Source organism: Streptomyces sp. DS1-CR2 (genome assembly GCF_055760475.1).
On sequence record NZ_CM147085.1, the window covers coordinates 1908040 to 1932978 of the forward strand.

Annotated in this window: 22 protein-coding genes; 2 read left to right on the forward strand and 20 right to left on the reverse strand. The window is 70.5% G+C overall.

Annotated elements, in window-relative coordinates; all coding sequences use genetic code 11:
* Window positions 1-52: 52 nt before the first annotated feature.
* The 6 genes from carB to pyrR form a co-directional block, all read right to left on the reverse strand.
* Window positions 53-3361 carry a carbamoyl-phosphate synthase large subunit gene (carB, locus tag ACY0PA_RS09495; protein WP_473084231.1) on the reverse strand — a complete coding sequence of 1103 codons (3309 nt, stop codon included), beginning with the start codon at window positions 3359-3361 and terminating at the stop codon, window positions 53-55.
* Window positions 3354-4505, reverse strand: a complete 1152-nt coding sequence (carA, locus tag ACY0PA_RS09500) for a glutamine-hydrolyzing carbamoyl-phosphate synthase small subunit (RefSeq protein WP_473084232.1) — start codon at window positions 4503-4505, stop codon at window positions 3354-3356. Before carA ends, carB begins: the two co-directional genes overlap by 8 nt.
* Window positions 4502-5176 (reverse strand): PH-like domain-containing protein, encoded by a 675-nt coding sequence (locus ACY0PA_RS09505; RefSeq protein ID WP_473084233.1) that lies wholly within the window; start codon window positions 5174-5176, stop codon window positions 4502-4504. The genes carA and ACY0PA_RS09505 overlap by 4 nt, the downstream gene beginning before the upstream one ends.
* A complete protein-coding gene (locus ACY0PA_RS09510) occupies window positions 5173-6459 on the reverse strand; it encodes a dihydroorotase (RefSeq protein WP_473084234.1) in 1287 nt (428 codons plus the stop codon). Before ACY0PA_RS09510 ends, ACY0PA_RS09505 begins: the two co-directional genes overlap by 4 nt.
* A gap of 5 nt (window positions 6460-6464) precedes the next feature.
* Window positions 6465-7442, reverse strand: a complete 978-nt coding sequence (locus ACY0PA_RS09515) for an aspartate carbamoyltransferase catalytic subunit (protein ID WP_469332877.1) — start codon at window positions 7440-7442, stop codon at window positions 6465-6467.
* An 81-nt stretch (window positions 7443-7523) separates the two neighbouring features.
* Complete coding sequence (gene pyrR, locus ACY0PA_RS09520) at window positions 7524-8099, reverse strand: bifunctional pyr operon transcriptional regulator/uracil phosphoribosyltransferase PyrR (protein WP_100597418.1); 576 nt, start codon at window positions 8097-8099, stop codon at window positions 7524-7526.
* Window positions 8100-8342: 243 nt separating this feature from the next.
* Here pyrR and bldD point away from each other — a divergent pair, with 243 nt between their 5' ends.
* Window positions 8343-8843, forward strand: coding sequence for a transcriptional regulator BldD (bldD, locus tag ACY0PA_RS09525; protein ID WP_100597417.1), 501 nt, complete (start codon window positions 8343-8345; stop codon window positions 8841-8843).
* A 169-nt stretch (window positions 8844-9012) separates the two neighbouring features.
* Here the strand turns inward: bldD and nusB are convergent, their stop codons facing one another.
* From nusB to ACY0PA_RS09590, 13 genes are all read right to left on the reverse strand, one after another.
* Window positions 9013-9447, reverse strand: a complete 435-nt coding sequence (gene nusB, locus ACY0PA_RS09530) for a transcription antitermination factor NusB (protein ID WP_473084235.1) — start codon at window positions 9445-9447, stop codon at window positions 9013-9015.
* A gap of 2 nt (window positions 9448-9449) precedes the next feature.
* Window positions 9450-10016 (reverse strand): elongation factor P, encoded by a 567-nt coding sequence (gene efp / locus ACY0PA_RS09535; protein ID WP_127828530.1) that lies wholly within the window; start codon window positions 10014-10016, stop codon window positions 9450-9452.
* 50 nt (window positions 10017-10066) lie between these two features.
* Entirely contained in the window at window positions 10067-11185 is a 1119-nt protein-coding gene (locus tag ACY0PA_RS09540; RefSeq protein WP_473084236.1) for a M24 family metallopeptidase, read from the reverse strand.
* Between the two features lie 93 nt (window positions 11186-11278).
* Complete coding sequence (locus tag ACY0PA_RS09545) at window positions 11279-12238, reverse strand: AAA family ATPase (protein ID WP_473084237.1); 960 nt, start codon at window positions 12236-12238, stop codon at window positions 11279-11281.
* A 123-nt stretch (window positions 12239-12361) separates the two neighbouring features.
* Window positions 12362-13456, reverse strand: coding sequence for a 3-dehydroquinate synthase (gene aroB / locus ACY0PA_RS09550; protein ID WP_473084238.1), 1095 nt, complete (start codon window positions 13454-13456; stop codon window positions 12362-12364).
* The gene (locus ACY0PA_RS09555) at window positions 13453-13968 is read right to left on the reverse strand and encodes a shikimate kinase (protein WP_473084239.1); all 516 of its coding nucleotides are present in this window, start codon (window positions 13966-13968) and stop codon (window positions 13453-13455) included. The genes aroB and ACY0PA_RS09555 overlap by 4 nt, the downstream gene beginning before the upstream one ends.
* On the reverse strand, window positions 13965-15149 hold the full coding sequence (gene aroC / locus ACY0PA_RS09560) for a chorismate synthase (protein ID WP_473084240.1): 1185 nt from the start codon (window positions 15147-15149) through the stop codon (window positions 13965-13967). The genes ACY0PA_RS09555 and aroC overlap by 4 nt, the downstream gene beginning before the upstream one ends.
* Window positions 15150-15292: 143 nt before the next feature.
* Window positions 15293-16117, reverse strand: a complete 825-nt coding sequence (locus tag ACY0PA_RS09565; protein ID WP_473084241.1) for a shikimate dehydrogenase — start codon at window positions 16115-16117, stop codon at window positions 15293-15295.
* Window positions 16117-17814: an endolytic transglycosylase MltG gene (gene mltG / locus ACY0PA_RS09570; RefSeq protein WP_473084242.1), complete on the reverse strand. Its 1698-nt coding sequence runs from the start codon at window positions 17812-17814 to the stop codon at window positions 16117-16119. Before mltG ends, ACY0PA_RS09565 begins: the two co-directional genes overlap by 1 nt.
* 123 nt (window positions 17815-17937) lie before the next feature.
* Complete coding sequence (gene ruvX, locus ACY0PA_RS09575) at window positions 17938-18402, reverse strand: Holliday junction resolvase RuvX (protein WP_473084243.1); 465 nt, start codon at window positions 18400-18402, stop codon at window positions 17938-17940.
* Window positions 18402-21071, reverse strand: coding sequence for an alanine--tRNA ligase (alaS, locus tag ACY0PA_RS09580; protein ID WP_473084244.1), 2670 nt, complete (start codon window positions 21069-21071; stop codon window positions 18402-18404). Before alaS ends, ruvX begins: the two co-directional genes overlap by 1 nt.
* Window positions 21071-21415, reverse strand: a complete 345-nt coding sequence (locus ACY0PA_RS09585) for a DUF6167 family protein (protein ID WP_326776714.1) — start codon at window positions 21413-21415, stop codon at window positions 21071-21073. Before ACY0PA_RS09585 ends, alaS begins: the two co-directional genes overlap by 1 nt.
* Before the next feature lie 7 nt (window positions 21416-21422).
* On the reverse strand, window positions 21423-21893 hold the full coding sequence (locus ACY0PA_RS09590; RefSeq protein WP_473084245.1) for a DUF948 domain-containing protein: 471 nt from the start codon (window positions 21891-21893) through the stop codon (window positions 21423-21425).
* 147 nt (window positions 21894-22040) lie between these two features.
* Here ACY0PA_RS09590 and ACY0PA_RS09595 point away from each other — a divergent pair, with 147 nt between their 5' ends.
* The gene (locus ACY0PA_RS09595) at window positions 22041-24245 is read left to right on the forward strand and encodes an ATP-binding protein (RefSeq protein ID WP_473084246.1); all 2205 of its coding nucleotides are present in this window, start codon (window positions 22041-22043) and stop codon (window positions 24243-24245) included.
* Window positions 24246-24275: 30 nt separating this feature from the next.
* Here ACY0PA_RS09595 and rpsD read toward each other — a convergent pair whose 3' ends face one another.
* The gene (gene rpsD, locus ACY0PA_RS09600; protein ID WP_100597404.1) at window positions 24276-24890 is read right to left on the reverse strand and encodes a 30S ribosomal protein S4; all 615 of its coding nucleotides are present in this window, start codon (window positions 24888-24890) and stop codon (window positions 24276-24278) included.
* Window positions 24891-24939 lie beyond the last annotated feature (49 nt).

Consider the following 24939-nt stretch of genomic DNA (forward strand, 5'->3'; position numbering starts at 1 on the left):
GGGGGCTCACACGGAGGGGGACACCGTTTCCGATGTCCCCCTCTGTGGGCTGCTAGTCGCGGGCCGCGGTCAGGTGTTCCGCGTGTTCCTGGAGTGAACGGACGCCCACGTCACCGTGGTTGAGGGCGTCGATGCCCTGTACGGCGGCTGCGAGGGCCTGCACCGTGGTCAGGCACGGGACGCTGCGCGCCACTGCCGCCGTACGGATCTCGTAGCCGTCGAGGCGGCCGCCCGTGCCGTACGGGGTGTTGACGATGAGGTCGACCTGGCCGTCGTGGATGAGCTGGACGATGGTCTTCTCGCCGTTCGGGCCCTCGCCCTCGCTGAGCTTGCGCACGACCGTGGCGTTGATGCCGTTGCGGCGCAGCACCTCGGCGGTGCCGGACGTGGCGAGCAGTTCGAAGCCGTGGGCGACGAGCTCGCGCGCCGGGAAGATCATCGTGCGCTTGTCCCGGTTGGCGACCGAGATGAACGCGCGGCCCTTCGTCGGCAACGGGCCGTACGCGCCGGCCTGCGACTTGGCGTACGCCGTGCCGAAGACCGAGTCGATGCCCATGACCTCACCGGTGGAGCGCATCTCCGGGCCGAGGACGGTGTCCACGCCGCGGCCCTGGATGTCGCGGAAGCGGCTCCACGGCATCACGGCCTCCTTGACGGAGATCGGCGCGTCCAGCGGCAGCGTGCCGCCGTCGCCGGTCTTCGGGAGCAGGCCCTCCGCGCGCAGCTCGGCCACGGTCGCGCCGAGCGAGATGCGCGCGGCGGCCTTGGCGAGCGGCACCGCGGTCGCCTTCGAGGTGAAGGGGACGGTGCGCGAGGCGCGGGGGTTGGCCTCGAGGACGTACAGGATGTCGCCGGCCATGGCGAACTGGATGTTGATCAGGCCGCGGACGCCGACGCCCTTGGCGATGGCCTCGGTCGAGGCACGCAGGCGCTTGATGTCGAAGCCGCCCAGCGTGATCGGGGGCAGGGCGCACGCCGAGTCGCCGGAGTGGATACCGGCCTCCTCGATGTGCTCCATGACGCCGCCGAGGTAGAGCTCGTGACCGTCGTAGAGCGCGTCCACGTCGATCTCGATCGCGTCGTCGAGGAAGCGGTCGACGAGCACGGGGCGGGACGGGGAGATCTCCGTGGACTCCTCGATGTACGAGGCGAGGCGGGCCTCGTCGTACACGATCTCCATGCCGCGGCCGCCGAGGACGTACGACGGGCGGACGAGGACCGGGTAGCCGATCTCGTCGGCGATGGCCTTGGCCCCGGAGAAGGTGGTCGCCGTGCCGTGCTTGGGCGCGGGCAGTCCGGCCTCGGCGAGGACGCGGCCGAAGGCGCCGCGGTCCTCGGCGGCGTGAATGGCCTCGGGCGGGGTGCCCACGACCGGTACGCCGTTGTCCTTGAGCGCCTGCGCCAGGCCCAGCGGGGTCTGGCCGCCGAGCTGGACGACGACGCCCGCGATCGGGCCCGCGAGGGACTCCGCGTGGACGATCTCCAGGACGTCCTCGAGCGTCAGCGGCTCGAAGTACAGGCGGTCGGAGGTGTCGTAGTCCGTGGACACGGTCTCCGGGTTGCAGTTGACCATCACGGTCTCGTAGCCGGCATCGCTCAGGGCGAAGGAGGCGTGGACGCAGGAGTAGTCGAACTCGATGCCCTGGCCGATGCGGTTCGGACCGGAGCCCAGGATGATCACCGCGGGCTTGGTGCGCGGCGCGACCTCGGTCTCCTCGTCGTACGACGAGTAGAAGTACGGGGTCTTGGCGGCGAACTCGGCGGCGCAGGTGTCGACCGTCTTGTAGACCGGGCGGACACCGAGCGCGTGGCGCACCTCGCGGACGACGTCCTCGCGCAGGCCGCGGATCTCGGCGATCTGGGCGTCGGAGAAGCCGTGCCGCTTGGCCTCGGCGATCAGGCCGACGTCGAGGCGCTCGGCGGCGGCCAGCTCGTCGGCGAGCTCCTTGATGAGGAAGAGCTGGTCGACGAACCAGGGGTCGATCTTCGTGTACTCGAAGACCTCTTCCTGGGTGGCGCCGGCGCGGATGGCCTGCATGACGGTGTTGATGCGGCCGTCGGTCGGGCGGACGGCCTCGGCCAGGAGCTCGGCCTTGTCGCCGGGCTCGCCGACGAAGGTGAACTGGCTGCCCTTCTTCTCCAGGGAGCGCAGCGCCTTCTGGAGCGCCTCGGTGAAGTTGCGGCCGATCGCCATGGCCTCGCCCACCGACTTCATGGTGGTGGTGAGGGTGGAGTCGGCGGACGGGAACTTCTCGAAGGCGAACCGCGGGGCCTTCACGACGACGTAGTCGAGCGTCGGCTCGAAGGAGGCCGGCGTCTTCTCGGTGATGTCGTTCGGGATCTCGTCGAGCGTGTAGCCGACAGCCAGCTTGGCGGCGATCTTCGCGATCGGGAAGCCGGTGGCCTTCGACGCGAGCGCCGAGGAGCGGGAGACGCGCGGGTTCATCTCGATGACGATAATCCGGCCGTCGGCCGGGTCGATCGCGAACTGGATGTTGCAGCCGCCGGTGTCGACGCCGACCTCGCGGATGATCGCGATGCCGATGTCGCGCAGGCGCTGGTACTCGCGGTCGGTGAGCGTCATCGCCGGGGCGACGGTGATCGAGTCACCCGTGTGGACGCCCATCGGGTCGAAGTTCTCGATGGAGCAGACGACCACGACGTTGTCGTTCTTGTCGCGCATCAGCTCGAGCTCGTACTCCTTCCAGCCGAGGATGGACTCCTCCAGGAGCACCTCGGTGGTGGGGGACAGGGTCAGGCCCTGGCCGGCGATGCGGCGCAGCTCCTCCTCGTCGTGCGCGAAGCCGGAGCCCGCGCCGCCCATCGTGAAGGAGGGGCGGACGACGACGGGGTAGCCGCCGAGCGTGTCGACGCCCTTGATGACGTCGTCCATGGTGTGGCAGATGACCGAGCGGGCGGACTCGCCGTGGCCGATCTTGGCGTTGACGGCCTCGACGACGCCCTTGAAGAGGTCGCGGTCCTCGCCCTTGTTGATGGCCTCGACGTTGGCGCCGATGAGCTCGACGCCGTACTTCTCGAGGACGCCGTTCTCGTGCATGGAGATCGCGGTGTTGAGCGCGGTCTGGCCACCGAGGGTGGGCAGGAGCGCGTCGGGGCGCTCCTTGGCGATGATCTTCTCGACGAACTCGGGCGTGATCGGCTCGACGTACGTGGCGTCGGCGATCTCCGGGTCGGTCATGATCGTCGCCGGGTTGGAGTTCACGAGGATGACCCGCAGGCCCTCGGCGCGCAGGATGCGGCAGGCCTGGGTGCCCGAGTAGTCGAACTCGGCGGCCTGGCCGATGACGATCGGTCCGGAACCGATGACCAGGACGGACTGGATATCGGTGCGCTTAGGCACGCTGGGCTCCCTTTTCTGACATGAGCTCTACGAAGCGGTCGAACAGGTAGGCCGCGTCGTGCGGGCCCGCCGCCGCCTCGGGGTGGTACTGGACGCTGAAGGCCGGCTGGTCGAGGAGGTGGAGTCCCTCGACGACCTGGTCGTTCAGGCAGACGTGGGAGACCTCGGCGCGGCCGAAGGGGGTGTCGGAGACCTTGTCGAGCGGGGCGTCGACGGCGAATCCGTGGTTGTGCGCGGTGACCTCGACCTTGCCGGTCGTGCGGTCCTGCACCGGCTGGTTGATGCCGCGGTGGCCGTACTTCAGCTTGTAGGTGCCGAAGCCGAGGGCGCGGCCGAGGATCTGGTTGCCGAAGCAGATGCCGAACAGTGGGGTCTTACGGGAGAGGACCTCCCGCATGACCGCGACGGGGCCGTCGGCGGTGGCCGGGTCGCCCGGGCCGTTGGAGAAGAACACGCCGTCGGGCCGGACCGCGTAGATGTCCTCGGCCGTGGCCGTCGCGGGCAGCACGTGCACCTCGATGCCGCGCTCGGCCATGCGGTGCGGGGTCATGCCCTTGATGCCGAGGTCGACGGCGGCGACGGTGAACTTCTTCTCACCGATCGCGGGGACCACGTACGTCTCCTTGGTGGCGACCTCGGCGGCGAGGTTCGCGCCCTTCATCTCGGGCGCCTGGCGCACCTCGGCGAGCATCGTGCCCGCGTCGGGCAGCGCGTTGCCGGAGAAGATGCCGACGCGCATGGCGCCGCGCTCGCGCAGGTGGCGGGTGAGGGCGCGGGTGTCGATGCCGCTGATGCCGACGACGCCCTGCGCCCGCAGCTCCTCGTCGAGCGAGCGCTGGGAGCGCCAGTTGGAGGGCACGCGCGCGGGGTCCCGCACGACGTAGCCCGCGACCCAGATCTGCTTCGACTCGGGGTCCTCGTCGTTCACGCCGGTGTTGCCGACGTGCGGGGCGGTCATCACGACGACCTGCCGGTGGTACGACGGGTCGGTCAGCGTCTCCTGGTAACCGGTCATGCCGGTGTTGAACACCGCCTCACCGAAGGTCTCCCCCACGGCCCCGTAGGCGCGGCCGCGGAAGATGCGGCCGTCCTCCAGGACGAGTACGGCGGGAGCGTTGGCGGCTCCCCGGGTGGAGGTCGTCATCGTGCGGTGCCTTCCGTCGTGATGGTCGTGCTGCTTGAGCTGCTCGTACTGCTTGTGCTGTTCGTGTCGATCATGTTGTTGAGGGTCTCGACCCACTCGGCCTGCTCCGCGGCGTGGTCGGAGCGGAAGCCGGAGTCGATCAGTTTGTCCCCGTGCCCCCAGGTGACGATCAGGAGACCGCCCTCCGTGAGGACCTTGCCGGCGATGCCCTTGTCGAGCCGGGCCTCGCGCAGCTGTGCGACGGGGATGAAGAAGTCCGTGGCCCCGGGGCGTACGACGTCCAGACCCGCGTCCGTGAGCGTGAGCTCGACACGGCTGCGGGTGCCGAGGCCGTGCGCCACGATGCGGTCGAGCCACTGCCCCGCGGTCGTGGAGCCGTGGTACCGGCCGCTCAGCTCAAGTCTGGCCGGACCGGGCGCGGACGGCGATCCGGGCAGGGGCGGCTCGCCGCCTCCGTTGAGGGTGGCGGTGGGAGACGGGCGGGCGGGGAGCGGCGGCAGGTCGCCCTGGAGGGTGCCGCGCCACTTCCAGCCCTGGCGCATCAGCCAGTAGACGAGCGCGATGAAGAGGAGGAGCCCCACGATCCAGCCGATCCGGTCGGGCCAGTCCGTCACGTCCGCCGACTTCTGTTCGGCGGCGAGCACTGCCAGTGGTTGCGTCAGTCGTGTCACGCGAGCTTCCCGTCGACGAGCGTGGCCTTGCCCCGCAGCCACGTGTGCGTGACGCGCCCGGGCAGCTCACGCCCCTCGTAGGGCGTGTTGCGGCTGCGCGAGGCGAAGCCGGCGGGGTCCACGGCTCCACGGTAATCGGCGTCGACCAGGACCAGGTTCGCGGGCTCACCTGCCGAGACGGGCCGCCCGTGGCCCTTGGCGCCGCCGATCTGCGCGGGCTTGACGGACATGCGGTCGGCGACGCCGGCCCAGTCGAGCAGCCCTGTCTCGACCATCGTCTGCTGCACGACGGACAGGGCGGTCTCGAGCCCGACCATGCCCATGGCGGCCGCGGCCCACTCGCAGTCCTTGTCCTCGTGCGGGTGCGGGGCGTGGTCGGTGGCGACGATGTCGATCGTGCCGTCGGCGAGCGCCTCGCGCAGGGCCGTCACGTCGCGCTCGGTGCGCAGCGGCGGGTTGACCTTGTAGACGGGGTTGTACGAGCGGACCAGCTCGTCGGTGAGGAGCAGGTGGTGCGGGGTGACCTCGGCGGTGACGTCGATGCCGCGGGACTTGGCCCAGCGCACGATCTCGACGCTGCCGGCCGTGGACAGGTGGCAGATGTGCACGCGGGAGCCGACGTGCTCGGCGAGCAGTACGTCGCGGGCGATGATCGACTCCTCGGCGACGGCGGGCCAGCCGCCGAGCCCGAGCTCCGCCGACACGATGCCCTCGTTCATCTGGGCGCCCTCGGTGAGGCGGGGCTCCTGGGCGTGCTGGGCGACGACGCCGCCGAAGGCCTTCACGTACTCCAGGGCGCGGCGCATGATCACCGCGTCGTCGACGCACTTGCCGTCGTCGGAGAAGACGGTGACGCCGGCGGCGGACTCGTGCATGGCGCCGAGCTCGGCGAGCTTCTTGCCCTCCAGGCCGACGGTGACGGCGCCGATGGGCTGCACGTCGGCGTAGCCGGACTCCTGGCCGAGCCGGTAGACCTGCTCGACGACACCGGCGGTGTCGGCGACCGGGAAGGTGTTGGCCATGGCGAAGACGGCGGTGTAGCCACCGGAGGCGGCGGCGCGGGTGCCGGTGAGGACGGTCTCGGAGTCCTCGCGGCCGGGCTCGCGCAGGTGGGTGTGCAGGTCGACGAGACCAGGCAGGAGCACCTTGCCGCCCGCCTCGACGACCTGGGCGCCCTCGGCGGACAGGCCGGTGCCGACCGCCTCGATGACGGAGCCGTCGATCAGGACGTCCTGCTGCTCGCCGCCGAGCACCTTCGCACCTCGGATAAGGATCTTGCTCATGGTTCTTACTTCTCCTCGGTACGGGTGTGGGTGACGGCGGGCTCGTTGCCGCCCAGAAGCAGGTACAGGACGGCCATGCGGATCGAGACGCCGTTGGCGACCTGCTCGATGACCGTGCAGCGGTCGGAGTCGGCGACCTCGGCGGTGATCTCCATGCCGCGGACCATCGGGCCCGGGTGCATCACGATGGCGTGCTCGGGCATCTTCGCCATGCGGTCGCCGTCCAGGCCGTAGCGACGCGAGTACTCGCGCTCGGTCGGGAAGAAGGCTGCGTTCATCCGCTCGCGCTGGACGCGCAGCATCATGACGGCGTCGGACTTCGGCAAGGTGCTGTCGAGGTCGTACGAGACCTCGCAGGGCCAGGTCTCGACGCCGACCGGGACGAGGGTCGGCGGGGCGACGAGGGTGACCTCGGCGCCGAGGGTGTGCAGCAGGTCGACGTTCGAGCGGGCGACGCGGCTGTGCAGGACGTCCCCGACGAGCGTGATGCGCTTGCCCTCGAGGTCCTTGCCGAGTCCGGCGTCGCGCCCGACCAGGCGGCGGCGCATCGTGAACGCGTCGAGGAGCGCCTGCGTGGGGTGCTGGTGGGTGCCGTCGCCCGCGTTGATGACCGGGGCGTCGATCCAGCCCGAGGTGGCGAGGCGGTAGGGCGCGCCGGAGGCGCTGTGCCGGATGACGACGGCGTCGACACCCATCGCCTCCAGGGTCTGGGCGGTGTCCTTGAGGGACTCGCCCTTGGAGACGCTGGATCCCTTGGCGGCGAAGTTGATGACGTCCGCGGAGAGGCGCTTCTCGGCGGCCTCGAAGGAGATCCGGGTGCGGGTCGAGTCCTCGAAGAAGAGGTTGCAGATCGTGCGGCCGCGCAGGGCGGGCAGCTTCTTGATCGGCCGGTCGGCGACCCGGGCCATCTCCTCGGCGGTGTCGAGGATGAGGACGGCGTCGTCGCGGGTGAGGTCGGCGGCCGAGATGAGGTGTCGCATCATCGGGGAGGCTCCGTAGGAAAGTTCAGGAGTATTCGGGCATACGGGCGCGCGGCGGCACCCTCAGGGTCGGGCTGAGGGTGGCTACTGCTCGCCGGCCGGAGCGGTCCGCTTGGCGCCGAGCAGCACGGAGTCGCGTCCGTCCTCCTCGGCGAGCTGGACCTTGACCGTCTCCCGCAGCGACGTGGGGAGGTTCTTGCCGACGTAGTCGGCGCGAATGGGGAGTTCGCGGTGGCCACGGTCGACGAGGACCGCGAGCTGCACGGCGCGGGGGCGCCCGATGTCGTTCAGGGCGTCGAGTGCGGCGCGGATGGTGCGGCCGGAGAAGAGCACGTCGTCGACGAGGACGACGAGGCGGCCGTCGATGCCGTCGGCGGGGATCTCCGTGCGGGCCAGCGCCCGCGGCGGGTGCATGCGCAGGTCGTCGCGGTACATGGTGATGTCGAGGGAGCCGACCGGGATCTTGCGTCCGGTGATCTCTTCGAGCTTGTCCGCGAGCCGGCGGCCCAGGAAGACGCCACGGGTGGGAATGCCCAGGAGCACGACGTCTTCGGCGCCCTTGGCGCGCTCGACGATCTCGTGAGCGATGCGGGTCAGTACCCGCGCGATGTCGGGGCCCTCGAGTACGGGGCGTGCCTCATCGGAGCTGCTGATGTCCATAAAAAACGGACCCCCTTCTCCGCCTCACGGGACGGACCTTAAAGGACGTCGGATTTGCGCCATCCACGGTACCAGGCCCGCAATGCCGCTGATCACCCCCCTGGAGGTGCGAGAGACGCCGTTCCAGGGGAAGGTCGGTAACGGACCACTCGGCTTGACGCAGCCAAGTAACGCTGCGTAACCTCACAGTGAGTTACCAACCACGCGGCGGAGCCGCACGTTGATACAGCGTCCGGGAGCTATATGTCCAGCGAATACGCCAAACAGCTCGGGGCCAAGCTCCGCGCCATCCGCACCCAGCAGGGCCTTTCCCTCCACGGTGTCGAGGAGAAGTCCCAGGGACGCTGGAAGGCGGTCGTGGTCGGTTCGTACGAGCGCGGCGACCGTGCCGTGACCGTGCAGCGCCTCGCCGAGCTGGCGGACTTCTACGGAGTGCCGGTGCAGGAGCTCCTGCCGGGCACCACGCCGGGCGGTGCGGCCGAGCCCCCGCCCAAGCTCGTCCTCGACCTGGAGCGCCTGGCCCACGTCCCGCCGGAGAAGGCGGGCCCCCTGCAGCGCTACGCGGCGACGATCCAGTCCCAGCGCGGCGACTACAACGGCAAGGTGTTGTCGATCCGCCAGGACGACCTGCGCACCCTCGCCGTCATCTACGACCAGTCGCCCTCGGTCCTCACCGAGCAGCTCATCAGCTGGGGCGTCCTGGACGCCGATGCGCGTCGCGCCGTCGCACACGACGACCTCTGACGGACAGAAGTCGGCAGAAACGTCACGCCAGAGGGGCGGGCCCGCGTTTTCGCGGCCTGCCCCTCCGGCGTTTCCGTGCCCTGCCGTCGTCCCAGGAACGCGTCAGGCCCGGAGCGGAACACTGATTCAGTGTTCCGCTCCGGGCCTGACGGCTGTCGCTGCCTGTCTGCTACGCCTCGTCGCGGCGCAGCGTCGGCTTCAGGTCCTTGAAGCGTCCCAGAAGCCCGTTGACGAAGGCCGGGGAGTCGTCCGTGGAGAACTCCTTGGCGAGCTGCACGGCCTCGTCGAGCACCACGGCGTCCGGGGTGTCGTCGACCCAGACGAGCTCGTAGGTGCCCAGGCGCAGGATGTTGCGGTCGACGACCGGCATCCTGTCCAGCGTCCACCCAACGGCGTACTGCGAGATGAGCTCGTCGATACGCGCGGTCTTGCGCGCGTATCCCTCGACCAGCTCCATCGTGTACTCGCTGACCGGCGGCTGCCGGGTGTCGGACCGGGAGTGCCGGATCCAGTCCGCGAGGACCGTCTGGACGTCGACTCCGCGCTGGTCTGCCTCGAAAAGGATCTGGAAGGCGCGCTTGCGGGCCGTGTTGCGAGCAGCCACGGTTAGCTGTTCACCCGGCCGAGGTAGTCGCTCGTGCGGGTGTCGACCTTGATCTTCTCGCCGGTCGTGATGAAGAGCGGCACCTGGATCTGGTGGCCGGTCTCCAGCGTGGCGGGCTTGGTGCCACCGGTGGAACGGTCGCCCTGGACACCGGGCTCGGTCTCCTGGACGACGAGCTCGACGGCGGCCGGCAGCTCGACGAAGAGCACCTCGCCCTCGTGCTGCGCGACGGAGGCGGTGAAGCCCTCGATCAGGAAGTTGGCGGCGTCACCGACGGCCTTGCGGTCGACCATGAGCTGGTCGTAGGTCTCCATGTCCATGAAGACGAAGTACTCGCCGTCCATGTAGGAGAACTGCATGTCGCGCTTGTCGATCGTGGCCGTCTCGACCTTGACGCCGGCGTTGAAGGTCTTGTCGACGACCTTCCCGGAGAGCACGTTCTTGAGCTTGGTGCGCACAAAGGCAGGGCCCTTGCCGGGCTTGACGTGCTGGAACTCGACGACGGACCAGAGCTGGCCCCCGTCGAGCTTGAGCACCAGGCCGTTCTTGAGGTCGTTCGTGGAAGCCACGGTTGCGGAATCTCCTGGACTGACGATGGACGACCCCGGGCGCGCGCGCCTTACAGCGCGAGCAGCTCCTTGGTCGTAATGGTGAGTAGCTCGGGTCCGCCGTCCGCCTCGGGGCGCACGACGAGCGTGTCATCGATCCGGACACCGCCCCGGCCCGGGAGGTGGACCCCCGGTTCGACGGTGACCGGCACACAAAGGTCCAGTTTACCCATGGCCGCGGGGGCCAACTGCGGCTCCTCGTCGATTTCGAGTCCGACACCGTGTCCGGTGAGCTGTGAGAGGCCGTCCGCGTACCCCGCGGAGTCCACTACGTGGCGTGCCGCGCGATCCACCTCGCGGCACTCGGCGCCGGGTGCGAGGCTCTCCCGGCCGGCCTTCTGGGCTGCGAAGACCAGGTCGTACAGGTCGATCTGCCAGTCCGCGGGCGAGGTTCCGATGACGAACGTACGGCCGATCTCGCAGCGGTAGCCGCGGTAGGCGGCGCCGAGGCAGACCGAGAGGAAGTCGCCCTCCTCCACACGGCGATCGGTGGGGCGGTGGGCGCCGCGGCCCGAGTTCGGCCCGGTGCCGACCGAGGTCGGGAAGGCGGGGCCGTCGGCACCGTGGTCGACGAGGCGGCGCTCCAACTCCAGTGAGAGGTGGCGTTCGGTGCGGCCGACGAGGATCGATTCGAGCAGTTCACCGAGGGCCTGGTCGGCGATCTCGGCGGCGATGCGCAGACAGGAGATCTCGTCCTCGTCCTTGACGAGCCGCAGCTGCTCCACGGCGCTGCCCAGGTCGCCGAGGCGCAGCCGGGGCGCCACGGAGCCGAGCGCCCGGTGCCTGGCCACGGTCAGATGGTGCTCCTCGACGGCGAGCGAATCCGCCCCGAGGGTCAGCGCGACGTCGGCCGCGGCGACGGCGGGGTCCCCGCCGGGCGCATCGAGCACCTGGATCCGCAGCGACTCGTCGGGCCGCCCGTCGGCGGGCTGTTCGCTGGGCGGCACCCGGCACATCAGGACGTCACCTTCGGCGCCGGGGCCCTTGCCCAGCAGGAGTACGGCGCCGTGGGGCGCCGCACCCGCGAGATAGCGAACGTTGGCGGGGCGCGAGACAAGGGCGGCGGCACTGCCGCCCGCCGCAGCGCGCTCCCTCAGCCGGTCCCTACGGGCCGCGTACACCTCTGACATGAATCGAGCGTACGAGTGATATAGGTGCGCGGCCTGGTCAGCGCGTCCGGACGGGCGGCGAGGTGGCCGCTCCAGGGTGCTCTGCGCGGCCCGCTACCACTGGGGCGGGCTCGCGATCGAGCGGGCGAGGACGTCGTCGAGGACGCGGGCCGTGGTCGGCACGTCCAGCTGGGAGTTGTCGATGATGGGCAGACCCGAGCCGTACCAGCCGGCCATGCGGCCGTGGATGCGGGCGACTTCCTCGTCCGTGAGGCGGCGGTTCCCGCTGCGCTCCGCGTTGCGCTCGAGGACGATCTCCAGGCCGGGGAGCAGCACCACGGGCAGCAGGCCGGGGCCCACGTGCCGCTTCCAGCCGCCGAGGCCCACGACCGGACGGTCGGGGAAGACGGCGTCGTCGAGGATGCAGGAGATGCCGTTGGCCAGGAAGTTGCGCGCGGCGAAACCGCAGGTGCGGCGGGCGAGGCGGTACTGGGCCTCCGAGTGGTCGTTCCACCCCGACTGCGGGTCGGCGAATCCGGAGCGCACCCACTCGCGCACGTCGTCGAGGCTGATGTGAGCCGTGGGGACGCGGCGCTGGTCCGCCCAGTACTTGGCGACGCTCGTCTTGCCCGCGCCGGCGGGGCCGATGAGCAGGACGGCGAGCGTCGTGGCGGTGGCGTCGGCGGTGCCCGCGGCGGGCGGCGGGCTCGGCATGGCGACGGGGCCGCCGGGCGGGAGCTGCACATGGCCCGTGGTGTCCCGTGAGGGGGTCTGCGGGGACTGCTGAGGGGCGCCCGGGTGCGGGGGCCGACCCTGCGGCGGCTGGGTGTGCGGGGCCTGAGGGTGCGGCGCGGGTTGGTGCGGGGAGGGCGCCGGCGCGTGCGGCGCTGGTGCGTGCGGTGCCGGGCCCGAGGGGCCGGGTGGGCCGGCGAAGCCGGGGGCAGGCGGTGGCGGACCCGCCGGTCCGGGGCCCGGGTGGGCGCCCGGGTGATGCCCGGCCTGGGACCAGCCGGCGGCCGGTCCGTGCCCCGGCTGAGGGGGCGGCGGCAGCGGCGAACCCACTCCGTGCTGCATCCGGTGCGACTCCGTCTCGTACAGGCAACTGGCGCCGGCGAACAAGGCGCTACCGAACGGTACCTTCCCCGGCCGCCGTTGTGTGAACGGCCGGGGAGGTCGCGAAGTGCCCGAAGACGGGAGCTATTCGGCCACTTCGCCGTACGCCGCGAGGAGCACGGCCGGGTCGGGTCCTTCGAGGACCGTCGGCTTGGCGAGGCCGTCGAGGACGATGAACCGCAGCAGGTTGCCGCGGGACTTCTTGTCGACCTTCATGTTCTCCAGGAGCTTGGGCCACTGGTCGTAGCGGTAGCTCAGGGGCAGCCCGACGGACTCGAGGACGCTGCGGTGCCGGTCGGCGGTCGCGTCGTCCAGGCGCCCGGCGAGACGGCCGAGTTCGGCGGCGAAGTGCATGCCGACGGAGACGGCGGCGCCGTGCCGCCACTTGTACCGCTCGTTCTTCTCGATGGCGTGCGCGAGGGTGTGCCCGTAGTTGAGGATCTCGCGCAGGCCCGACTCCTTGAGGTCGCCGGAGACGACCTCGGCCTTGACCTTGATGGAGCGCTCGATGAGCTCGGCGGTGTGCGGGCCCTGCGGGGAGCGCGCCGCCTCGGGGTCGGACTCGATCAGGTCGAGGATCGCCGGGTCGGCGATGAAGCCGGCCTTGATGATCTCCGCGAGCCCGGACACGAAGTCGTTGACCGGCAGCGAGTCGAGGGCCGCGAGGTCGCAGAGCACTCCGGCCGGCGGGTGGAAGGACCCCACGAGGTTCTTGCCCTCGGCGGTGTTGATCCCGGTCTTGCCGCCGACGGCCGCGTCCACCATGCCGAGCACGGTGGTCGGCACGGCGATCCAGCGCACCCCGCGCAGCCACGTCGCGGCCACGAACCCGGCGAGGTCCGTGGTGGCGCCGCCGCCCACGCCGACGACGACGTCGGTGCGGGTGAAGCCGGACTGCCCGAGCGCCTTCCAGCAGTAGGCGGCGACCTCCGCCGTCTTGGCCTCCTCGGCGTTGGGCACCTGGATGGCGACGACCTCGAAGCCCTGGTCGGCGAGGTCGCCGCGCAGCGCTTCACCGGTCTCGGCGAGCGCCTCCGGGTGGATGATCGCGACGCGCTGGGCGGACTCGCCGATCAGACTGCCGAGTTCGCCCAGGAGCTGCCGTCCGACGAGGACCTCGTACGGGTCGGTGCCCGCCGTGCCGCCGACCTGGATCCGGGTCACCTGCTGCTCGGTCATGCTTCCTTCAACTCCAGGGCGTCGAGGACCGCGCGGGCGACCTCTTCGGGGGTGCGGTCGTCGGTGGGTACGACGACGCGGGCGACTTCGGTGTACAGGTGGCGGCGGGCCTCCATCAGCTCGCGCCACTGGCGGCGCGGGTTGACGGCGAGCAGCGGGCGCGCGGTGTTGAGACCGGTCCGCTTGACCGCCTCCTCGACGTCCATCGACAGATAGACGACGGGGTACGGGGCGAGCAGCGCGCGCGTCGACTCGTCGAGGACCGCTCCGCCGCCGAGCGCGAGCACACCGGTGTGCTCAGCGACGGCCGCGCGCACGGCCTGCCGTTCCAGTTCGCGGAAGTGCGGCTCACCCTCGTCCACGAAGATGTCCGCGACGGTGCGGCCCTGGGCGGCCACGATGTCCGCGTCGGTGTCCCGGAAGGCGCAGCCCAGTGCCACGGCGAGCAGTTCGCCCACCGTGGACTTGCCGACGCCCATCGGGCCGACGAGTACGACCAGCGGGCCGGTCACCGGATCTGGAGGTGGTCGAGGTACGACTGCACGTTGCGCCGGGTCTCGGGGACGCTGTCGCCGCCGAACTTCTCCGCGACGGCATCGGCGAGCACGAGCGCGACCATGGCCTCGGCGACGATGCCGGCGGCCGGGACCGCGCACACGTCGGAGCGCTGGTGGTGGGCCTTGGTCGCCTCGCCCGTCGCCACGTCGATGGTGGCGAGCGCCTTCGGGACCGTCGCGATCGGCTTCATCGCGGCGCGCACGCGCAGCAGCTCACCGGTGGAGAGCCCGCCCTCCGTGCCGCCGGAGCGGCCCGACGTGCGCTTGATGCCTTCGTCCGTGCTCACGATCTCGTCGTGCGCCTTGGAGCCGGGCACGCGCGCGAGCTCGAAGCCGTCGCCGACCTCGACGCCCTTGATGGCCTGGATACCCATGAGGGCCCCCGCGAGCCGGGCGTCAAGACGCCGGTCCCAGTGCACGTGCGAGCCGAGGCCCACCGGCACGCCGTAGGCGAGGACCTCGACGACGCCGCCGAGGGTGTCGCCGTCCTTGTGGGCCTGGTCGATCTCCGCGACCATCGCCTTCGACGCGTCCGCATCCAGGCAGCGCACCGGGTCGGCGTCGAGCTTGTCGACATCGGCCGGGGTCGGGTAGACGCCGTAGGGCGCCTTGGCGCTCGCCAGCTCGGTGACGTGGCTGACGATCTCGATGCCGGCCGTCTCCTTGAGGTAGGAGCGGGCGACGGCGCCGAGGGCGACGCGGGCCGCCGTCTCACGCGCGGAGGCCCGCTCCAGGACCGGCCGGGCCTCGTCGAAGCCGTACTTCTGCATGCCGGCGAGGTCGGCGTGACCCGGGCGGGGCCGGGTCAGCGGCGCGTTGCGCGCCAGATCGGCGAGGATCTCGGGGTCGACCGGGTCGGCCGACATGACCTGCTCCCACTTGGGCCACTCGGTGTTGCCCACCATGACCGCGACCGGCGAACCCATGGTCAGGCCGTGGCGCACGCCGCCGAGGAAGGTCACCTCGTCGCGCTCGAACTTCATCCGCGCGCCGCGTCCATAGCCGAGCCGCCGCCGGGCCAGGTGGTCCGCCACCATGTCCGTGGTGATCGGCACGCCGGCGGGAAGTCCCTCCAGCGTCGCGACAAGTGCGGGTCCGTGGGACTCCCCAGCGGTCAGCCAGCGCAACCTGCTCAACGGTGCTCCTCTTGCTCGCGCCTCGAACTGCGATGGCGCGGCCGGGTGCGCGGCCCTGGCCCGCCACCCCCGATCCTCCCACGTCCGCGCACCCGACCCGGCCCCCGGTCCATCAGACGGACGCCGGACGGACACGGCCCGGGTCAGCCGGCCAGCGCCCGCTCCCCCGCCCGGCGCATCGCGCCGAGCGGCGCCGGGGCGCGCCCCGTCATCTGCTCGACCTGGAGGACGGCCTGGTGCACCAGCAGGTCGAGCCCGCTGACGACGGCTCCGCCGTACCCGGACCAGCGGGCCGCGAGCTGCGTCGGCCAGGGGTCGTAGAGGACGTCGAAGAGGGTGCCGGGCCGTTCGGGGACCTCGGCGGCGAGGGCGTCCGTGGTCCCGGCGGGCGTCGTGGCGACGACCAGCGGCGCGGTGAAGGCATGCGCCGCGTCCGACCACTTCCCGATCTTGACGTCCACGTCGAGCCGCTCGCCCCACTCCCGCATCTCGGCGGCGCGGGCGTCGCTGCGGACGTACGCGACGATCTCGCCGGCGCAGACCCGCGACAGGGCGGCGAGCGCGGAGGACGCGGTGGCGCCCGCGCCCAGGATCGCGGCGGACTCGACCTTGTCGATGCCGCGCTCGGCGAGGGCGGCGACCATGCCGGGGATGTCGGTGTTGTCGCCGACCTTGTGCCCGTCCTCGGTGAGGACGACGGTGTTGACGGCCTCGACGGAGGCGGCCGTGTCACTGATCGTGTCGAGCAGCGGGATCACGGCGCGCTTCAGCGGCATGGTCAGCGAGAGGCCCGCCCACTCGGGCCCGAGCCCGGCCAGGAAGTCGGGCAGGGCCACCTCGTCGACCTCGAAGCGGTCGTAGGACCAGTCCGTCAGGCCCAATTCCTCGTAGGCGGCACGGTGCAGCACCGGGGACAGGGAGTGCGCGATGGGCGACCCGAGTACGGCCGCCCTTCTGATTGCTGACATCAGTTCTTCCTCGACGCGTTCCACTTGTCGACCAGCTTCTGGTGTTCCTCGTTCGTCTTGGTGAACTCGCTGGTCTTGCCGTCCATCGAGATGAAGTAGTACCAGCCGTCGCTGGTCGGGTTGACGGCGCCCTTCAGGGCTTCCTCACCCGGGTTTCCGATCGGCCCGGGCGGCAGGCCCTTGTAGTAGTACGTGTTGTAGCGGTTGTCGTACTTGCGCAGCGCGGTGAGACTCAGGTCGATCTTGCTCTGGTTCTTGACGTAGTTGTATGTGGAGTCGAACTCCAGCATTCCGTTCGTCTGCTCGTTGCCGGGCTTGAGGCGGTTGTAGACGACCTCGGCCATCTTGCGGAAGTCGTCGTGGCTCGTGCCCTCGGCCTGCGCGAGGCTCGCCACCGTGATCAGCTGCCACGGGCTGTCGAGGCCAAGGCTCTTGGCCTTCTTCTCGACGCCGTAGGCCTCGTACTTCTCGGTCGCCCGCGACACCATCTGCTTCAGGACCGCCTCGGGCTTTCCGCCCTTGGCGACGCCGTAGCTGGACGGGTAGAGGAACCCTTCCAGGGGGTCCTTCACATTCGGCTCGTTCATGGCCCAGGAGGGCAGTCCGAGCTTCTTGTAGTCCTTCTTCGCGACCTTTTGTGTGGTGCCCTTCGCGATGCCGAGCCGCGTGTCGATCTGCTCGTAGACCCACGCGTTACGGCGCCCCTCGGCGATGATCAGGTTGTTCCGGCTGCTCGGGCTGAGCATCAACTCGAGCGCACTCGCGGCCGACATTTCCTTTTCGAGCCTGTATCCGCCCTCCTGAATGAACTTGCCCCGCGGATTCTGCTCCTGCGCCGAAACGAAGGCGTCCACGCTCTTGATGACGCCCGCGTCCTTCAGGCGCTGCCCGATGACATAGCCGCCCGCACCCTTGGGAATGTCCACGGAAACGGATTCGCCATTTCCGGACCCCGCGTAATCCGGCGCCGATCCAAAACGGTCCTGATAGAACTGATACCCGAAATAGCCGACACCGCCGACGCCGCCCGCGAAGATCACGGTGAGCACCAGGCAGGCGCATCCGCTGCGCCGCTTCTTCGGCTTCTTCGGCTTCTTGCCGCCGCGGCTGCGCCGGCCGCCCCCGTCACGCGGGTCGTCGTAGTCATCGTCGTCGTCATCGCCGCCACCGGCGAAGAACGCGTGTTCACCCTGGTCGGGGCCCGGGTCCCAGTTCGTTTCCGGCTCCGGGGCGGCCCCGCGCCGGCCGGGCGGCTCCGGCGGCGGGTACGCATCGGGGGTGCCGTAGAGATCCGGCTGCTCACCGCCGTACGCGACAGGCTGCTGCTGACCGCCGTACGGGTCCACCGGATCGGCGTTGTACGGGACATGGCCGTGCTGACCGGTGTCCCAGCCGCCACCCTGCGGCTGACCGCCGTACTGCTGACCGCCACCCTGCGGCTGACCGCCGTACTGCTGGCCGCCCCCGTACTGCTGCTGGCCGTACTGGTCGTGCTGACCGGTGCCCCACTCGCCGCCGTACTGCTGCGGCTGCTGCTGGGCCTGAGGATGCTGTTGCGGCTGCTGAGGGTGGTGCTGCCCCTGGCCGCCGTAGGCAGACTGGCCGTCGGCGGCCTGCTGCCCCCACCCCTGGTCCCCGTACAACGGGTCCTCGGGGTGCCACGGTTCGGAGCCCGGGCCCCGGCCATACTCAGTCATCGATCCCCTACAAGCCGCGAGGCGGCGGCCGCTTCTGGGTGGCAGGGCAACCGGTCCGCCTCTTGATGCTGTGCGGCAGCTGTTCGAACGCCGCCGATCGCGCGGAACGTTACCGTATCGCGATCACATGACCACTTCGACGCCCTCGCCCGGAGCTTTACCTGACGCCCGTTCGGACTCCAGTGCCTGCTGGAGGATGATGACGGCGGCCGCCTGGTCGATGACAGACCGGCCCTTTTTGGACTTCACGCCCGAGGCGCGCAGCCCCTGACTGGCCGTCACTGTGGTCATCCTCTCGTCCACGAGCCGCACGCCGACGGGGGCGATCCCGGCGGCCAGCTCCTGGGTGAACGCGCGGACCTTGGCCGCGGCCGGTCCCTCGCCGCCCTTGAGGGAGCGAGGGAGTCCGACGACGACCTCGATCGGCTCGTACTCCTCCACGAGTTGCCGGAGCCGCCGGTGGGCGGCCGGGACATCGCGTCCCGGCACGGTCTCCACCGGCGTGGCGAGGATCCCGTCGGGGTCGCACGAGGCGACCCCGATCCGGGCGTCCCCGACGTCGATCGCGAGCCGGCGGCCGCGTCGCATCAGGCGGTTTCCGCGACGAGTCGCTCGACCGAGGCCACGGCGTCACCGATGGCGGCCGGGTTCTGGCCGCCACCCTGGGCGACGTCCGGCTTGCCGCCACCGCCGCCGCCGAGGGTCTTGGCGGCCGTGCGGACCAGGTCGCCGGCCTTCAGACCGCGCTCACGGGCGGCCTCGTTCGTGGCGATGACCGTCAGCGGCTTGCCGTTGACCGTCGTGAACAGGGCCACCACGACCGGGCGTCCGCCCTGGATGCGGCCGCGCACGTCGAGGACCAGCTTGCGCAGGTCGTCGGCGCCGGTGCCGTCCGGGACCTGGCCGGTGACGAGCGCGATGCCGCGTACGTCGGTGGCGCCAGCGGCGAGACCGGCGGCGGCCTGGAGGACCTTCTCCGCGCGGAACTTCTCGATCTCCTTCTCGGCGTCCTTCAGCTTGCCGAGCATCGTGGAGACCTTCTCCGGCAGCTCCTCCGAGCGGCCCTTGAGCAGCTCGGTCAGCTGGTTGACGACCGTGTGCTCGCGGGCGAGGAAGTTGTACGCGTCGACACCCACGAGGGCCTCGATGCGGCGGACGCCCGAGCCGATGGACGACTCGCCGAGCAGCTTCACCAGGCCGAGCTGGGCGGTGTTGTGCACGTGCGTGCCGCCGCACAGCTCCTTGGAGAAGTCGCCGATGGTGACGACGCGGACGCGCTCGCCGTACTTCTCGCCGAACTCGGCGATGGCGCCCTGCTTCTTGGCGTCGTCGATGCTCATGACCTCGGCCATGACGTCCAGCTCGCGGGAGAGCACCTCGTTGATCTTCTGCTCGACGTCCGTCATCACGGCCGTGGGCACGGCGGACGGGGAGCCGAAGTCGAAGCGGAAGCGGCCCGGCTGGTTCTCGGAACCGGCCTGGGCGGCCGTCGGGCCGAGGGCGTCGCGCAGCGCCTGGTGCGTGAGGTGCGTGGCGGAGTGGGCGCGGGCGATGGAGCGGCGGCGCGTGATGTCGATGACGGCCTGGGCCGGGGCGCCGACGGTGACCTCGCCGACCTGGACGACGCCCTTGTGGACGTAGACACCCGGGACGGGCTTCTGGCAGTCGCGGACCTCGATGACCGCGCCGTTGTCCAGCTTGATGCGGCCGGTGTCGCCGATCTGGCCGCCGCCCTCGGCGTAGAACGGGGTGCGGTCGAGGACGACCTCGACCTCGTCGCCCTCGGAGGCGGCCGGGGAGGAGACGCCGTTGACCAGCAGGCCGACGATCGTGGACTCGCCCTCGGTCGACGTGTAGCCGATGAAGTCGGTGGCGCCGGCGGCGTCCGCGATCTCGCGGTAGACGCCGACGTTGGCGTGGCCGGTCTTCTTGGCCTGGGCGTCGGCCTTGGCGCGCTCCCGCTGCTCCTTCATCAGGCGCCGGAAGCCGTCCTCGTCCACGGACAGGCCCTGCTCGGCGGCCATCTCCAGGGTGAGGTCGATCGGGAAGCCCCAGGTGTCGTGGAGCAGGAACGCCTTGTCGCCGGCGAGGACCGTGCCGCCCGCGGCCTTGGTGTCCAGGACGGCGGTGTCGAGGATGTTCGTGCCGCCCTTGAGCGCCTTGAGGAAGGCGGCCTCTTCGGCGAGGGCCACGGTCTCGATGCGCTTGCGGTCGGTGATGAGCTCCGGGTACTGCTGGCCCATCGTGTCGATCACGACATCGGCGAGCTCCTTGACGACCGGACCTGTGGCGCCCATGAGGCGCATGTTGCGGATGGCGCGGCGCATGATGCGGCGCAGGACGTAGCCACGCCCCTCGTTGCCGGGGGTGACGCCGTCGCCGATGAGCATCACGGACGTGCGGATGTGGTCGGAGACGACGCGCATCGAGACGTCGGTGTCGTGCTTCTCGCCGTACCGGACACCGGTGAGTTCGGTGGCCTTGTCCATGACGACGCGCAGGGTGTCCGTCTCGTACATGTTCTGTACGCCCTGCAGGATCATGGCGAGACGCTCGAGTCCGAGACCGGTGTCGATGTTCTGCGACGGCAGGTCGCCGAGGATCTCGAAGTCCTCCTTGCCGATGCCGGCGCCGCGCTCGTACTGCATGAAGACCAGGTTCCAGATCTCCACGTACCGCTCGTCGTTGACGGCCGGGCCGCCCTCGACGCCGAAGTCGGGGCCGCGGTCGTAGTTGATCTCGGAGCACGGGCCGCAGGGGCCGGGGACGCCCATGGACCAGAAGTTTTCCTTCTTGCCCAGGCGCTGGATGCGGTCCTTGGGTACGCCGACGACCTCGTGCCAGATGCGCTCGGCCTCGTCGTCGTCGAGGTAGACCGTGATCCAGAGCTTCTCCGGGTCGAGGCCGTAGCCACCGTCTGCCACGGAGCTGGTGAGCAGCTCCCAGGCGTACTTGATGGCGCCTTCCTTGAAGTAGTCGCCGAAGGAGAAGTTGCCGCACATCTGGAAGAACGTGCCGTGGCGGGTCGTCTTGCCGACCTCTTCGATGTCCGGCGTGCGCACGCACTTCTGGACGGAGGTGGCGCGCGGGGCGGGCGGCTTGACCTCGCCGAGGAAGTACGGCTTGAACGGGACCATGCCCGCGTTGACCAGCAGCAGAGTCGGGTCGTCCGCGATGAGCGACGCCGAGGGCACGACCTTGTGGCCACGCTCCTCGAAGAAGCTCAGCCAGCGGCGGCGGATTTCAGCCGACTCCATCAGTGGTCCTCATTCCGGTTGTACGAGTACGTCGTGTTCTCGAGGTACTTGGGGTTGTTCTTCACGTGGTTCTCGATGCCGGCGAAGCGGCGCTGCGCGGGGAGTTCGGCGTCCACGGGGGCGTTGAGGCCCAGTGCGTCGTCGAGTTCGGCCTCGCGCTCGGCCATGCCGTCGCGGACGTCGAGGGCGAAGTCCTTCAGGCGGTGGCCGGCCTCGATCGCCTTGTTCGCGGCCTGCGCGGCGAGGCTCTCCGGCGTCAGCTTCTTCAGCTTGCGGTTGACCTTGGTGGTGGCCCATACGCCGGCGGCTGCGCCCGCGGTGAACCAGAACGTGCGGCGGAACATCGCTGCGTCAGTCCCTCTTATTCCGGTTGTTGCGGGTGGCCTGCTTGCTGCGCCGCGGCGACGGGACCGTGCGGCCCACGATCACGGTGCGGCGGGACGGCTTGGCGGGCGCTTCGGCTGCGGAGGCACCCGTGGACTTGCGGCCGATCGCCCGGCGCACGCCGTAGCCGAAGGCGGCCACCTTGACGAGCGGGCCACCGAAGGTGGAGGCGACGGTGGAGGACAGCGCCGACGCGTTCGACGTGACCTCCTGGACGTCCGACGCGATGGCGTCGACCCGGTCGATCTGCGTCTGTGCGGAACGCACGGCAGCGGAGGCGTCGGCAAGCAGCGGGACCGCCTGCTCGGTCACATCCGCCACGAGCTTGGTGGTCGCCCTGAGCGTCTGGGCCAGCCTCGCCAGAGCCACCGCGAGGAAGGAGACCAGGATCGCCCAGAAGACCGCCACCAGGATCCCGGCCACCTCTCCACCGGACACTTAGCACCGCTTCCTGAACATCGAAAAGTCGTCTCCCGAGCCTATCGCGCCGGGGTCCGCGCTCCGTACCGGATTACCCCTCACCGCGGGCGGAGTTGCGCGTACCGATTGTACGGAGCGCTTACGCATGAGTACGCTCCGTACCTCATGCGACGCGAACTGCGCCCAGCCGACGGGCCCGAGGGTTCCACCCCGCCCGGCAACCTCCCCCTCGAGCTCAACCGCTTCGTCGGCCGGACCGACGAACTCGCGGAACTCACGCGGGCTCTTGATGCGGCCCGCCTGGTCACCGTGACCGGTGCCGGCGGAGTCGGCAAGTCCCGCTTCGCCGCGAGAGCGGCGGCCCCGGTCGCGGAACATCTGGGCTGCGACGCGGTCCGGCGGGTGGACCTCGCCACGGTGCGCGAGCCGAACCTGGTCGAGTACGCGCTCGCCGCGGCCCTCGAACTGACCGACCACACGAGCCGCCCGCAGCGCGAGGTCCTTCTCGACCACCTCGGACAGCGTCAACTCCTGCTGGTCATCGACGGGTTCGAGCATCTCGTCGACGTGTGCGCCTCTCTCGTCACCGAACTGCTCGGCGCGGCGCCGGGGCTGCGGATCCTCGCGGTGGGGCGCAGGCCGCTGTCCGTCGCAGGGGAACGTGTCTTCCCGCTGGCACCGCTCGGTACGGCGGACGCGACGGAGCTCTTCGTCGACCGGGCCGCCGCGCTGCTGCCCGGCTTCGCCCTGGACGACGGGAACCGGACGGACGTCGTCGAGGTGTGCCGGCGGCTCGACTGCCTGCCGCTCGCGGTGGAACTGGCGGCGGGGCGGCTGCGGGCGCTGTCGCCCGCGGACCTGCTCGGCCGGCTCGACGACCGGTTCAGGCTGCTGACGGGCGGCACGCGCGGGGCACTGCCGCGGCATCAGACGCTGCGGACGGCGATCGGCTGGAGCCATGAGCTGTGCACGGCGCAGGAGCGGCTGCTGTGGGCGCGGCTCTCGGTGTTCTCCGGGCGGTTCGACCTGGACGCGGCGGAGTACATGTGCAGCGGGGACGGTCTGCACGCCGAAGCGGTCCTCGATGTGCTCTCCGAGCTGATCGCGCAGTCCGTGGTGATCCGCGAGGAGGCGGACTCCGTGGTGCGCTACCGGCTGCTCGACACGGTCAGGGCGTACGGCGCGGACTGGCTGGAGGTGTCGGGCGACACCGCGCGGATGCGGCGTCGTCACCGCGACTGGTACATGGGCCTCGCCACGTGGTGCGAGCTGGACTGGTTCTCGCCGCGGCAGGCGCAGGTGGCGGCGCAGATCGGGGCGGAGCTGCCGAATCTGCGCGCCGCGCTGGAGTTCTGTCTGACGGAGCCGGGCGAGACGCATATGGGGCAGTACCTCGCGGGCACGTTGTGGTTCTTCTGGGCGGGCTGCGGCCGTCTGTCGGAGGGGCGGCACTGGCTGGAGCGCAGTGTGGAGCTCGACGCCGAGAGCGAGGACGGTGACTGCGCCCGATCCCGGCTCAAGGCGCTGTGGGTGCTCGGCTATGTGGCGATCCTCCAGGGCGACACGGTGCCCGCGCTGGCTGCGCTCCAGGAGTGCCGCGACGAGGCGGAACGTCTCGGCGACGCCACGGCGGTCGCGTACGCGGAGCACCGCAGGGGCTGCCTGGCTCTGGTCACGGACGATCTGCCGCGCGCCGAGGAACTGCTGCGGACGGCCCTCGCCGGCTACCGGGAGATCGGTGAGCTGAACAGCAGCGTGCTGATGGGCCAGGTCGAGCTGGCGATGGCCGTGGCGTTCCGGGGAGATCTCGCCACGGCGGTCGAGCTGTGCGAGGACGTGCGGCTGGTCTGCGAGGACCACGGCGAGCGGTGGACCCTGGCGTACGCGCTGTATGTCCTCGCGTACGCGGAGTGGACCAAGGGCGATCTGGTGCGGGCGCGGCAGCTGCTGCGCGAGTGCCTCGTCATCGCGGACACCTTCGACGACCTGCTGGGCACGGTCCTGACGATCGAGCTGCTGGCGCTCGTCACGGTGACGGAGGGGGACGCGGGCGAGGCGGCGCTGCTGCAGGGCGCGGCGGGCCGGATCTGGCCGTCGGTGGGGCTGCCGCTGTTCGGCTCGGCGCACTACAACGCGCCGCACGAGCGGTGCGCGTCGGACGCCCGGGCGATCCTCGGCGACACGCGGTTCGAGTCGTTCGTCGCGGCCGGGGCGCGCCTTGAGCCCGGGGAGGCGGTTCAGCGGGCGCTCGGGCGGGACACCGCACCGCGGCCGGCCGTGGTGCCGCGGCCGCGCGCCGCGCATCCGGCCCCGGAAACGCGCGAACCCGCCGCCTCCCCGACCGTGCAGGGCGGGGAGGCGGCGGGCTGAAACGCAGGAAGTGCTGCGTCCGCCGGATGATCAGCGGGCGTAGTACTCGACGACGAGCTGCTCGTCGCAGATCACGGGGATTTCCTTGCGGTTCGGGTCACGGTCCAGACGGAAGGCCAGGGCCTTCAGGTTGACCTGGAGGTAACGCGGGATCTCGCCGTCGGGGGCGAAGCCACCCTCACGCGCGACCTGGAACAGCGGCTTCTCGCGGCTGCGCTCGCGGACCATGACGACGTCGTCGGGACGGACACGGTACGACGGCTTGTCGACCTTGCCACCGTTGACCTCGATGTGGCCGTGAACGACCATCTGGCGGGCCTGGTAGATCGTGCGGGCGATGCCCGAACGCAGAACCAGGGCGTCGAGACGACGCTCCAGCTCGATGACCAGGGCCTCACCGGTCTTGAGCTGCGTCTTGGCGGCACGCTCGTAGGCGCGGACGAGCTGGCGCTCGGACACGTCGTACTGCGCGCGCAGACGCTGCTTCTCCAGCAGACGGACCTTGTAGTCCGAGTTCTGCTTGCGGCCGCGGCCGTGCTCGCCCGGCGGGTAGGGGCGGGCCTCGAAGTACTTGACGGCCTTCGGGGTCAGCGCGATACCGAGGGCACGCGACTTCTTGACCTTGGGGCGGGACTGGTTCGTCATGAACCAAACACCTCATTGTTCTGTGTGGATACGGCTTCACCAGGGTTAA